At 44.3% G+C, this 13,276-nt stretch carries 8 protein-coding genes, 2 tRNA genes and 1 pseudogene; 5 read left to right on the top strand and 6 right to left on the bottom strand.

What is annotated here, in order from left to right:
• Nucleotides 1-92 precede the first annotated feature (92 nt).
• Nucleotides 93-177 (top strand) — tRNA-Ser (locus BHV72_RS09640).
• A 198-nt stretch (nt 178-375) separates the two neighbouring features.
• Nucleotides 376-463: transfer RNA gene (locus BHV72_RS09635), tRNA-Ser, on the top strand.
• 89 nt (nt 464-552) lie between these two features.
• Here BHV72_RS09635 and nuoE read toward each other — a convergent pair.
• Genes nuoE through BHV72_RS09620 form a run of 3 tightly spaced genes read right to left on the bottom strand, consistent with a single transcriptional unit; the run spans nt 553 to nt 4,733 of the window.
• Nucleotides 553-1,029 (bottom strand): NADH-quinone oxidoreductase subunit NuoE, encoded by a 477-nt coding sequence (nuoE, locus tag BHV72_RS09630; protein ID WP_005677689.1) that lies wholly within the window; start codon nt 1,027-1,029, stop codon nt 553-555.
• 18 nt (nt 1,030-1,047) lie between these two features.
• A complete protein-coding gene (locus BHV72_RS09625) occupies nt 1,048-2,814 on the bottom strand; it encodes an NADH-dependent [FeFe] hydrogenase, group A6 (RefSeq protein ID WP_055255886.1) in 1,767 nt (588 codons plus the stop codon).
• An 11-nt stretch (nt 2,815-2,825) separates the two neighbouring features.
• Nucleotides 2,826-4,733, bottom strand: a complete 1,908-nt coding sequence (locus BHV72_RS09620; RefSeq protein ID WP_286855632.1) for an NADH-quinone oxidoreductase subunit NuoF — start codon at nt 4,731-4,733, stop codon at nt 2,826-2,828.
• A 163-nt stretch (nt 4,734-4,896) separates the two neighbouring features.
• On the opposite strand from BHV72_RS09620, the gene BHV72_RS09615 reads away from it, so the two are divergent.
• Together BHV72_RS09615 and BHV72_RS09610 are read left to right on the top strand one after the other, a co-directional pair.
• Nucleotides 4,897-7,665: an endo-acting ulvan lysase-like protein gene (locus tag BHV72_RS09615; protein ID WP_286855631.1), complete on the top strand. Its 2,769-nt coding sequence runs from the start codon at nt 4,897-4,899 to the stop codon at nt 7,663-7,665.
• Nucleotides 7,662-9,068 carry a glycosyl hydrolase family 28 protein gene (locus BHV72_RS09610; protein ID WP_122295533.1) on the top strand — a complete coding sequence of 469 codons (1,407 nt, stop codon included), beginning with the start codon at nt 7,662-7,664 and terminating at the stop codon, nt 9,066-9,068. The genes BHV72_RS09615 and BHV72_RS09610 overlap by 4 nt, the downstream gene beginning before the upstream one ends.
• Nucleotides 9,069-9,389: 321 nt before the next feature.
• Here the strand turns inward: BHV72_RS09610 and BHV72_RS09605 are convergent.
• Nucleotides 9,390-9,524: pseudogene (locus BHV72_RS09605) on the bottom strand (mannonate dehydratase); the annotation flags it as partial.
• 105 nt (nt 9,525-9,629) lie between these two features.
• Here BHV72_RS09605 and BHV72_RS09600 point away from each other — a divergent pair.
• On the top strand, nt 9,630-11,579 hold the full coding sequence (locus BHV72_RS09600) for a glycoside hydrolase family 97 protein (RefSeq protein WP_122295532.1): 1,950 nt from the start codon (nt 9,630-9,632) through the stop codon (nt 11,577-11,579).
• 127 nt (nt 11,580-11,706) lie between these two features.
• On the opposite strand, the gene BHV72_RS09595 is transcribed toward BHV72_RS09600, so the two are convergent.
• Both BHV72_RS09595 and BHV72_RS09590 read right to left on the bottom strand, forming a co-directional pair.
• The gene (locus tag BHV72_RS09595; protein ID WP_122295531.1) at nt 11,707-12,549 is read right to left on the bottom strand and encodes an aldo/keto reductase; all 843 of its coding nucleotides are present in this window, start codon (nt 12,547-12,549) and stop codon (nt 11,707-11,709) included.
• Nucleotides 12,550-13,077: 528 nt separating this feature from the next.
• On the bottom strand, nt 13,078-13,276 hold a 199-nt coding region (locus tag BHV72_RS09590; protein ID WP_286855630.1), incomplete at its 5' end, for a DUF3037 domain-containing protein.

Raw genomic sequence — 13,276 nt, 5'->3', positions numbered from 1 at the left:
GATTGTTTTTTTCGTGAAAACTCTTGCATGTTTAAAATATCTTCGTACCTTTGCACCGCTTTTAACAAAAAGCACTTCTGAAAAGAAGTTTTGGAGAGGTGGCAGAGTGGTCGATTGCGGCGGTCTTGAAAACCGTTGTACCGCGAGGTACCCGGGGTTCGAATCCCTGTCTCTCCGCAAAATATTTGTAAGTAACCAAAAACATCCGGTTTTACATTTAGAAATGTAAAATTGGATGTTTTTGGTTTATACATGTGTCCTTGAAATGGACGTTTTGTGGAAATCAGTGTTCTTTAACAAATAATTTTGGAACATTATTCGCTCTAAATATTTGTTAGTTTCAAAAACTTCCTCTACTTTTGCGCTCCGAAAGAAGGAGAGGTGCTCGAGTGGTTGAAGAGGCACGCCTGGAAAGCGTGTATACTCCTAAAGGGTATCACGAGTTCGAATCTCGTTCTCTCCGCACATTGTTTGTAAAAATGTTTAGTTTTTTGTAGAAACGACTACTTTGGTTAAACAAAGTAGCCGTTTTTTAGTATCGTTTCCGGGCTGTTATTCCAAGTCTTCAATAATCTTCTTCACGTCCACAGGTTGTAGGCGTCCATACACTTTTTCACCGATCATCACTACCGGCGCCAGTCCGCAGGCACCCACACAGCGCAGGCAGTCCAATGAGAATTTTCCGTCCGGAGTTGTTTCACCGACTTCGATACCCAGCACTCGTTTGAATTCTTCCAGCAACTTTTCGGAACCGCGTACATAGCAGGCTGTCCCCATGCAGACGGAGATAGGATGCTTTCCTTTGGGAGTCATGGTAAAGAAAGTGTAGAATGTCACTACTCCATACACTTTCGATACGGGGATTCCTAGTTTGGAAGCGATGATACGTTGTATTTCTTCCGGCAGGTAACCTTGGAGATGTTGTGCTTCATGCAGAATGTTGATTAGTTCGCCCGGATTATTTCCGTGCTTGTCGCAAATCGTTTTGATTTGTTCAGCTACGTCACAGGCTAGTTTTATATCTGACATAATACTTTTCGTTTACAGTTAATCAATCGATTTGTTGAAATAATGGGTATGCAATAATGTTTCTGATTTCTCACCCAGCGGTTTGCCGAGATACTCTTCATACAAGGTCTTGATGTATGGGTTCTCGTGCGATTTGCGCAGTGGCTTGTTGGCGTCTTCGCGGTAGAGTGCGTTGGCGCGTGCATACAATACTTCCGAGTTGCCGTGATGTAATGGCTGTCCGCCGCCTCCGATGCAACCTCCGGGGCAAGCCATAATTTCGATTACATGATATTCATTATGCCCGTTTCGTATGTCCTCCAGTAGATGACGGGCGTTGCCTAGTCCGTGTGCGATGCCTATTTTAAGTTCAAATCCGTTGAGATTGATAGTAGCACGACGTACTCCACTCAATCCGCGTACTTGCTCGAAATTTACGTTTTTCAGAGATTCTCCGGTATATATTTCGTAAACGGAGCGGAGGGCAGCTTCCATAACACCGCCCGTAGTGCCGAAGATAACGCCGGCACCAGTGGATTCTCCCATGGGGTTATCGAACGGGCTATCCAACACCAGCGGAAAACCTATATTAGCCCGTTTGATAAGTCGGGCGAGCTCGCGGGTGGAGATAGAGTAGTCCACATCGGGGATTCCGTTTACCTTAAACTCGTCGCGGGCACATTCATATTTCTTTGCCAGGCAGGGCATGATAGAAACCACTACCAGCTTTTCTTTGGGGATTCCCATTTTCTCTGCCCAGTATGATTTGGCGATAGAACCGAACATCTGCTGCGGGGAACGGGCCGTAGATGGGATGTCCAACAAATCTGGAAAGTGATGTTCGAAGAAGTTTACCCATGCCGGACAACAGGAAGTCAGAATGGGTAGCCGGACGGATTTGTCTCCGTTGAGATAGCACGTCAGTCGGTTCAGAATTTCGGAGCCTTCTTCCATAATGGTGAGGTCGGCAGCGAAATCAGTATCGAACACATAGTCGAATCCCAATTCGCGCAGGGCATAGACCATTTTCCCGGTGACCACTGTGCCGGGAGGGAAACCGAATTCTTCTCCCAGAGCAGCACGCACGGCGGGAGCCGTTTGTACAATCACCACTTTGTCCGGATTGGCCAGATCGTCAAGAAGGCGGTTGGTATAATCGCGTTCGGTCAATGCGCCTACCGGGCAGACGGCGACACATTGTCCGCAATAGGTACATTCGCTTTCCGTCATCATTCTGTCGAAAGCGGGGGCTATTGTCGTGTTAAATCCGCGGCGAATAGCGCTGAGTGCACCGACCGTCTGTACGTCGTTACAGACACTTTCGCAACGACGGCAGAAAATACATTTATCCATATTGCGGACAATAGAAGCGGTGATTTCCCGTTTGCGAGGAGAAAGTTCACCGCCATTGAAAGGCATTTCACGGATGTTGAAGCGTAACGCCAGTGTCTGAAGCTCGCAGTTGCCGCATTTGGGACAAGTGAGACAATCGTTGGGATGGTCGGAGAGAATAAGCTCGGCTACCACTTTGCGGGCGTTCATCACACGCAGTGTGCTGGTTTTCACTACCATGCCTTCCGTGCAGCGGGTGGCACAAGCGGGAGCCAGATTACGGCGGCCTATGACTTCGACCACACAGATGCGGCAGGAAGCGGGATTATTTTTTATACAGGTTCCTTTCAGGTCGATGTGACACAGCGTAGGTATGTTGATACCGATTTTAGTAGCGGCTTCAAGAATGGTACTTCCTTCGGGGACGGTGATAAAATGTCCGTCTATCTGGAGGGTTATTTGTTTATCTTCCATAGCAATAGATTTTAGCAAACTAGAATAGCTTTGAATTTGCAGCGTGCCATGCACATACCGCATTTGATACATTTGTCCGGGTTGATGATGTGCGGTTTGCGTACTAAACCACTGATTGCATCCGCCGGACAGTTCTTGGCACATAAGTGGCAGCCGATGCAATGTTCCGGATTGATCGTGTAGGTCAGCAGAGACTTGCATTGTTGGGCACGGCAGGTCTTGTCTCTGACGTGTTCCAGATATTCATCATAGAAGTTGTCCAGTGTCGACAAAACCGGGTTGGGGGAGGTTTGTCCTAACCCGCAGAGGGCAGTATCTTTTATCACCTGTCCCAGTGTGGCAAGGGTATCCAGGTCTTTTTCCGTACCTCGTCCTTCTGTTATTTTGTTTAGCAGTTCCAGTAATCGTTTGTTGCCGATACGGCAGGGAGTACATTTACCGCAGGATTCTTCTACAGTGAAGTCCAGATAGAAGCGGGAGACGGACACCATGCAGTCGTCTTCGTCCATGACAATCATTCCTCCGGAACCCATCATGGAACCGGCGGCCAGCAGGTTATCGAAATCAATCGGGGTATCCAGATGTTTTTCCGTCAGGCAGCCACCCGATGGACCTCCCGTCTGTACAGCTTTGAATTTCTTTCCCCCTTTGATACCTCCGCCGATTTCATAGATTACTTCTCGGAGTGTAGTTCCCATAGGTACTTCGATCAGGCCGACATTGTTAATCTTTCCTGCGAGGGCGAACACTTTGGTTCCTTTGGAACGTTCTGTTCCGATTGTGGCAAACCACTCGGCACCTTTGGTCAGAATAATGGGAATGTTGGCAAGCGTTTCTACATTATTTACGTTGGTGGGTTTACCCAGATAACCGGATTCGGCGGGGAAGGGCGGTTTTAAAGTCGGTTCGCCTCGTTTCCCTTCCATAGAGTGAATCAGGGCGGTTTCTTCACCGCAGACAAATGCGCCTGCCCCATAACGTATTTCTATATCGAAGCTGAATTCTGTTCCTAAAATATGATCTCCCAACAAACCGTACTGGCGTGCCTGGTTGATAGCTATTCTCAGCCGGTTGATAGCCAACGGGTATTCGGCGCGGATGTAAACTAAGCCTTTGGAAGAACCGATAGAGTAACCGCAGACGCACATCGCTTCTACGATAGAGTGCGGGTCTCCTTCCATAATAGAACGGTCCATAAATGCGCCGGGGTCTCCTTCATCGGCATTACAGACAACGTATTTAATGTCCGATTTCTGTTTGTGGGCAAACTCCCATTTCAGTCCTGTCGGGAAACCTCCTCCGCCTCGTCCGCGGAGTCCGGAACGTTTGATGATGTCGATTACATCTAGTGGTTGTTTGTTGAGAAGACAATCGGCTAATGCGAAATAACCTTTGCGGGCGATGTATTCTTCGATATTTTCGGGATCGATAAAACCGCAGTTGCGCAAGGCGATACGGAGTTGCTTCCGGTAGAAGTCCATGTGTTTGGAGTCGCTGACGGTATGTTCCGTTTTAGGGTCTACATAGAGCAGTCTTTTGATTCTCCGTCCTCCGATGATATGCTCGTTGATGATTTCTTCCGCATCTTCGGGAGTGACTTGGGTGTAAAAAGTATTGTCGGGAATGATTTTCACGATAGGACCTTTCTCGCAAAAGCCGAAACAACCTACGGTGATGACCTCCACTTTACCGGTTATTCCGTTCTTTTCGATAGCTTTCAGAAGATTGTCCGTAATACCTTGACTGGAAGATGCTTTACAACCTGTACCTCCGCAGATAAGTATCTGAAGATGCTGTGCACCGGAGGATAGTCCGTAGCATTTTTCGGAAACTTTCTCATTGCTTTCTTCGCGCAATAATAAGTTGTGTTCCGCTTTCTTCCTGATTGTAGCCAAATCATGGATAGATAGAATTTTCATAAGTATTAGAATTGTTAGTCGGTTTTTTGCAAATATAAATCTTTGTTTGGAATAAAGGCGTGGATTGAGGCAAATAAAAAGTGGACTTTTCCGATGTGGTTAGGTAAATAAATCTCTATCTTCGTATTTAATAGGTAGTAAACCTAAAAAAGATATTTAAAGTATGAAACAATTTTTACTGGGACTCTATTTTTTATGCTTTCTGAATGTTGCGTCGGGACAGGAAATCCCGTTGCCGGAGAATATGCCGCAAGAACATCCGCGTGTGCTGACTACGCCGGAGGGAAAGCGGGAAACATGGAATCTGATTAAAACCGAAGCGTGGGCGGAAGATGTATTCAATAAACTGAAGGAGCGGACGGAAGCATATACCCGGTTGACGGACGTTCAGCCGACGTGGTTGTTATCCCGTCTGGCTATGTATTGGAAGTCTCATGCGACCGAAGTATATGTGAAAGGAGAGACTTTCGATCATGCGGGAGGGAAGAAGGCTCCTTATCCTACGGTGCGTTATACCGGTACGCGAGGAACAACTGCCACTCACGGGCGTCCTAAGTTGGCGGATGTAGTGCCTTATGATGATGATGAGAATGGGAACGTGACATTCTGTAATAATGCACTACCCGATCGACCATTGGAGAGTGTGCATCCGTCGAAAACCGGTCGGAATATAGAAAGTCTGAACTGTGAAATCCTTGGAATAGCCCGTGACGCCGCTTTCCTCTATTGGATGACGGGGGACGGGAAGTTTGCAAAGCTGGCTGCCGGTGTCTTTGATACGTACATGACCGGAATTTATTACAGGAATGTTCCTGTTGACCTGAATCACGGTCATCAACAGACTTTGGTGGGACTGACTTCTTTTGAGGTAATTCACGAAGATGCATTGCATATCGCTGTCCCTTTATATGATTTTCTATACAACTATCTGAAAACCAATTATCCCGACAAGATGACAATCTATGCCGGGGCGTTCAAGAAATGGGCGGATAATATCATAGCCAACGGTGTCCCTCATAACAACTGGGATTTGTTGCAGGCACGATATATTATGAATGTGGGATTGGTGCTCGAAGATAATAAGGAATACGCAGACGGTAAAGGACGTGAATACTACATTGATTATGTATTAAACCGTTCCGGAATCCGTCAGTGGAGTTTAACCCGTCTTGCAGACTATGGCTTTGATGCTGAAACGGGAATATGGGCGGAATGTCCGGGATATAGCAGTGTGGTAATCAATGATTATGCAAATTTTGCCAATCAGTTTGACAACAACTTGCATTATGATTTAGTAAAAGCAATGCCTGTACTGTCGAAAGCTGTGGCGGCTACTCCTCAATATCTGTTTCCTAATCGGATGATTTGTGGTTTTGGTGATACACATCCGGGGTATTTGAATACGAATTTCTTTATCCGTATGATACAGAATGCACAGGCAAACGGAAAGAAGGAGCAGGAAGATTATTTCACAGCTTTGCTGAAATGCCTGAATCCGGAAACGGATGCGGATAAAGGGGAAAAGAAGAACGTTCGTGTATCTGTCAACTCTTTCTTTGAGGACAAGCCTTTGAAACTCGACCCCAATGTGAAACCGGGAAAAATAGAGGATTATGTCTCTCCTTTGTTTTATGCTCCCAATGTGTCATGGCTGGTGCAACGGAATGGTATGAACCCGCGTAACAGCCTGATGATTTCTCTGAATGCAAGTGAAGGAAACCACATGCATGCTAATGGCATCTCAATGGAGCTTTACGGAAAAGGGTATGTGCTCGGTCCCGATGCCGGTATCGGTCTTTTTTTGTATAGCGGACTGGATTATGCCGAATATTATTCTCAATTCCCCAGCCATAATACGGTTTGTGTAGACGGGATATCAAGCTATCCGGTGATGAAAAGCAATCATTCCTTTGATTTGCGTTCCTGTTTTCCGGCTTCAGCGGAACCGGGCAAGGAGTTTACTTCTGTTACGTATAGCAATGTTTATTTCCGTGAACCGGAAAGTCGGGCGGACCAGACTCGTATGATGAGTATTGTAACAACAGGTCCTGATACAGGATATTATGTCGATATCTTCCGCAGCCGGAAAGAACGGGGAGGGGATAAAATGCATGATTACTTCTATCATAACCTCGGACAGTCAATGACATTAACCGCAGCCGACGGCACGGATTTGAATTTGCAACCAACGGAAGAACTGGCTTTTGCGGGAGCGCATCTTTATGCTTACTCTTATTTGTATGATAAGAAAATGGCTGCAACCAATAAAGATGTGAAAGCTACCTTTACAATTGATATGAAAGATAAAGGCGGTGATGATATATACATGAATCTCTGGATGAAGGGAGAACCGGAACGCGAGGTCTTTACTGCGCTTGCTCCTATGACCGAAGGGCTAAGCCGTACACCCGGTATGCCATATAATATAAAGGAACAACCGACGTTGACTTTTGTGGCTCGTCAGCATGGAGAGGCTTGGAATCGTCCTTTTGTGTCTGTCTATGAGCCGAGTACGAAGAAAGAGCCGTCGGCCATTGAGTCGGTTTCTTACTTCGATGTGGAGGAAACTGCTTTGAATGACTTTGCAGGAATTTGTGTAAAAAGTAAGAACGGACGCATCGACCACATATTCTCTCTTTCTGATGCAGCGCAGACCGCTACTTATCAGGGGATGAAAGTAAAAGCGGATTATGCGGTTATCAGCAATGAATATGATGGAAACCGGACTTTATTCCTGGGAAACGGCACCTTGTTGGTTGCACCAGGAATAAGGATTCAGGCCGATACTGTTGCTAATGTATTGCTTGAAAAGAAACAGGGGAAATGGTATATTCTTTCTTCCGCTCCCTGTACGGTTGTTATTGAAGGAAAAAAGATAAAAAACGGAACGGTATCGGAATCCACATTAGTATCTAATAAAAATTGGAAATGAATAAATTGGGAAGAATAACAATCACATTTTTGCTTGCTTTGACAGGTTTGGGCGTACAAGCGAAAATCATTACTTATCCTGTTCCGACAGGCATCTACTATGCCCGTCACAACGATGATTATACTGTAAAAGTGCGACAGGTGGGAAAAAAGGAGTGGGTAGACCTGTATGAATATAATGTAAAGGTGGATATGGATACGAAGTCCGATGCCACAATGGTTCAATTCGATTTCTCCGGAAAGGTGGAAGTTCTTGTGCAAAAGAACAATGGCGAGATCCGTTCGGCAGTAGTGCGTCCTTTGGCTAAAGGCATTCAACCGGAGATAGACGGGAACTTTCTTTTATTTACGATAGACAAACCGCAGAAACTGTCAGTCGAGTTTAATGGTGACCGTTTGAGTAACCTGCACGTGTTTGCCAATCCTATCATTGAGAATGTACCGGATAAGAACGATCCGAATGTGATGTACTTCGAATCAGGAATACATGAGCCTACCGATACGACCGGTAAGTGTTTCCGTATCCCTTCCAATACAACGGTTTATCTCGAAGGTGGCGCAGTGCTGAAAGGGCGTTTGAATTGCGACAGTGTAGAGAATGTGAAAATTCTGGGGCATGGGATGTTGCTTGAACCTCAACAGGGAATATCAATCGCTTATTCCAAAAATGTACTGATTGAGGGGATTACGGTCATTAATTCACGACATTATACAGTTTCCGGCGGACAGTCTACCGGAATCACCATAAAGAACTTGAAATCATTTAGCTATCAGGGGTGGAGTGACGGACTGGATTTTATGTCTTGCTCGGATGTGACGATTGATGATGTATTTCTCCGTAATTCGGATGATTGTATAGCTCTTTATACGCATCGTTGGAATTTTTATGGAGATTGTCGTAATGTTCGTGTTCTGAATTCTACTCTATGGGCGGATATTGCGCATCCTATCAATATAGGTACGCACGGGAACACCGAAACGGGAGATGAAGTTTTGGAAGATATGCTATTTAAGAACATAGATATTTTGGAACATGATGAAGATGACCGTGATTATCAAGGTTGTATGGCTATCAATGTGGGCGACCATAATCTTGCGCAGAATATAACTTTTGAGGATATTCGTGTGGAACATATTCAGGAAGGGCAGCTATTTCATCTTCGGGTGATGTATAACCGAAAATATAACACGGGACCCGGCAGAGGTGTCAGGAACATCGTCTTTCGTAATATTTCCTGCACGGGAAAGTTTGTTAATCCTTCTTTGTTTGAAGGCTACGATAAAGATAGAAAAGTGGAGGATATCTTGTTTGAAAATATCGTATTGAATGGCAAGCGGGTGACTTCACCGGATGAGCTGAATATAAACAAGAGAGAGTTTGTGGATAAGATGCATATAAAGTGATACGAAAAAAAGTTTATGACGTTTTTACCCTCGCTCCTTCACTGTCATCCATTGTGTTATTCCTATACATTTGTTACTAAAAGCATACGGGATTAATGCATAAAGTAATAAGGAAATATGTAGGCTTACCTTTGTTAGCTTGTCTGTTAACCTTGGTAAGCTTATCAGCTAACACGGGTTAACGGACAGGCTGGCAATAGTTAGCTATTAAAGAACAAAGGAGATAAACATAAGTGATCTATATGGTTGTTGTTATAGGACTTATGGCTTTTCATAAGATATGCTAGTGCTTATCGGTTGCGTTGTACCTGCTATTACTGGCTAAAACTTCATCTGACGTGCGTTCTCATCATCTATTACAGCCATCATTCCTTCCACCTGTGCCAGATCCAGCATACGTCCGTGGTCTACACGCATGGGTAACCCCGGATTCTCATTTTCGAAGATAGTAAAGATACTATTAAACAGCGGAACTAAAAATTATATTTTATTTTTTATCGTATATTTGGTGTTGAGTATAATTTCCTTCTCGTTCGTATCTAATAGGAAAGAAGAATAAACATGAACGTAAATAGAATGAAGAAAAGAATTTTGCTTTTATTGCTGGTGGTACCGGCATTGTTGAAAGCGCAGGATGTAATGACAGAAACCCGCCAGGAACTGACATCTCCCGACGGAGCATATCGTTTTACCTTCTATCAGCGTGCGGTGGGAGAGGATAATGCACAAATGTATTACACCTTGACTTACAAGAACCGTCCGGTAATTGAAGAAAGTAAATTGGGTGTCCTGATTGAAAATCAGTTGTTCGAGTCGGCACTGGGTGTTCCGAATGACACTTGTCATTTCTGGTGTGAGAATCTGAAGTTGACGGGAACAGAGCGACGGAAAGCGGATGAAACATGGAAACCTGTATATGGGGAACGTGCCGAGATTCGTGACTGTTATAATGAGATGACCCTGAAATTCAAGAAAGGCGAAGGAGACGGAGCACAGGAAGGTGGCTATGATAAGCGTAAGAATTACTTTATGAATATCATAGTGCGTGCCTATAATGAAGGAGTCGCTTTCCGCTATCATTTCCCGGAAACAACAAATGGGCTTTTCCTGCATATCATAGGCGAGCAAACCAGTTTCACAATGCCTCAAGGAACAATGGCTTATTATGAGCGTTGGGCACAAGGGCCTTATGCACTTCGTCCGCTGGAAGGTTGGGGAAAAGAAGAAAGTGAACGTCCTTTGACATTGAAACTGCCCGACGGGTTATCAGTTGCCCTGTTGGAAGCGGAAATGGTGGATTATGCTCGTGGCAAATTCCGTTTGTCGGCAGACAAACCTTCCACTTTGGAGACAAGCCTGTATAGCAGTGTCGATATAATTTCTCCTTATAGCACTCCGTGGCGCGTTATCATGGTTGGCGAACGTCCGGTCGATTTGATTAACAACAATGATATTGTCTTGAATCTGAATCCGGCTTGCAAACTGGCTGATACTTCCTGGATTAAACCGGGAAAAGTATTCCGTTCGGGCGACTTGAAGCAAGAAAGGGTGAAAGCGGCTATTGACTTTGCGGCAGAGCGCGGTATTCAGTATGTGCATATGGATGCAGGCTGGTATGGGCCGGAAATGAAGATGAGTTCGGACGCTACTACTGTTTCTCCGGATAAAGACCTTGATATACCTGCTTTGTGCCAGTATGCCGAATCGAAGGGAATCGGACTTATGGTATACGTCAATCAGCGTGCATTGGTGCAGCAATTGGATACTTTATTACCTTTATATAAGAAGTGGGGATTGAAAGGTATCAAGTTCGGTTTTGTACAGATTGGTAATCAGCGTTGGAGTACCTGGCTGCATGATGCAGTTCGCAAATGTGGAGAATACGGTCTGATGGTGGATATTCACGATGAATATCGTCCGACAGGTTTCAGCCGTACTTATCCTAACTTGATGACACAGGAAGGCATCGGTGGCAATGAAGAGATGCCGGATGCTTTACATAACACGATTCTTCCGTATACACGTTTCCTGGCAGGCGCTGCGGATTATACACTGTGTTATTTTAATGGCAGAGTGAAGAATACGAAAGCACATCAATTGGCGATGGCAGCAGTGTATTACAGCCCTTTGCAATTTATGTTCTGGTATGACCGACCGGAATTTTATAAAGGAGAAGAAGAACTCGAATTTTGGAAAGCCATTCCGAGTGTATGGGACGATAGCCGTGCGCTTGACGGAGAAATTGGTGAGTATATCGTTCAGGCACGTCGTTCGGGAAATGACTGGTTTGTTGGAGCAATGACAAACACGGAAGCCCGCACTGTCACATTGACTACTGATTTTCTGGAACAGGGAAAAAAGTATCTGCTTCATCTGTATGAAGATGACGACAAGCTGAATACACGGACGAAAGTACGCAGTACTCATAAGAAAATAAAGGCAGGCGACAAACTTGTCTTGAAGTTGAAGGCGAGTGGCGGAGCTGCGTTGCATTTTACTCCGCTTAAGTAAGCAAGTTAATAATTATCCCTTTAAGGCACGGATTACATGGATTCCACGGTTTTATGAATTATGATAACATAAAGCAATAGTGTAATCTGTGTAATCCGTGCCTGAAAAAGAAAATTATGGTGAACTGTTATTTACTATAATTAATCAGCCACTTTACCATTTCCGGGTCATAGTGGGAGAAGAATAAGGTTTGGGCTGTATCAAGCTCGGCAATAGCAGCCATATCGTCCGGTGTTAACGCAAAGTCGAATACATTGAAATTCTCAATCATACGTTCCTTATGGGTAGACTTAGGAATAACTATGATATCGCGTTGAATCAGATAACGCAGTGCAATCTGTGCCACTGATTTGCCGTACTCTTTACCGATTTCCTGAAGAGTTGCATTAGTAAAGAAGTCGTTCCTTCCTTCGGCAAACGGCCCCCATGACATAATCTTAGTCCCATATTCCTTCATTACTTCCTGTAACTTTATCTGTTGATTGAAAACGTGCGTCTCCACTTGGTTGACGGCAGGAGTGATTTCACAGAATTCCGCCAAGTCTACAAAACGGTCGGGATAAAAGTTGCTGACGCCGATAGCATGAACTTTTCCGGCCTTGTATGCTTCTTCCATAGCCCGGTACGTTCCGTAATAATCACCGAATGGTTGATGAATGAGCAATAAGTCAATATAATCGCTCTTTAACTTGCGCAGCGACTCATCAATAGAAGCTTTAGCCTTTTCGTAACCGGCATTTGAAATCCACACTTTTGTAGTGATGAACAGTTCGTCACGTGGCACACCGCATTTGCTGATTGCATTTCCTACACCTTCCTCATTATGATAGGCTTGTGCCGTATCAATAGAACGGTATCCTACACTGATTGCATCCGATACGCAACGTTCACACTCTTCAGGAGTAACCTGATAAACACCATAACCCAAAATAGGCATTTCAATGCCATTGTTCAATTTTACCTTTTCCATAATCAAGCTATCTTAAATTAAAAGCATATTCTAATATTATTACTACCTTTTTTCTGTATGCAAAGTTATTCAGTAAAAAGTAATTTGTATTTATATAGATTACGGGTTTTGCTACCATTTTTACGGATAACTCTGTCTTCGCTTCGGCCTTCCATATATATACTTATTTTCAGCGTATTTTGTTCTCCGGATTCGTGGTATATGGAGTTAAATCAAGTAAAAGAAGCCTTATGAATAAATAACGGCTTCTACGGAAACAAGGCTTATTAATTAATAGAACAATCTTGTGGTGGATAAAGATGTATCTTCTTTTTGTTTACATTTGTCTGCAAAGAAACATAAGAAGGATTACGGGGATGAAATTAATTTATAGGTTGGAAACCTGATATACTAATATGATAGGTTTATGTATGTTCAAAGGCTGTCTAACAAGTCGATAGTATTTAAAAGTCTCCTCCTTCTGGAAGGAGGAGTACCCGTAGGGGGAGGTGGTAGGCATTATATAACTTGTTAAACAGCCTCCTATTATTATAATACAAGCTCTTCGAACAGTCTTTCCAAAGTCCTGTCCAAGTCAGTGGAAAATCCCGGATGCGGACGGGATACCTGTATGCAGGAACTTTTCACCGCAGTCAGCCAGCGGAATCTGTCGGGAATATCCATATTCGCTATCGCTCCCCCTTCCTTATTCCCCAGACATATCTTATCAAAGACCTGTAATCCCTCT

This window comes from Bacteroides sp. 43_46 (assembly GCF_001915455.1).
Lineage (GTDB): Bacteria > Bacteroidota > Bacteroidia > Bacteroidales > Bacteroidaceae > Bacteroides > Bacteroides caccae.
Note: the sequence above shows the minus strand (reverse complement) of the source record. Positions and strands in the feature narration are given on the sequence as shown.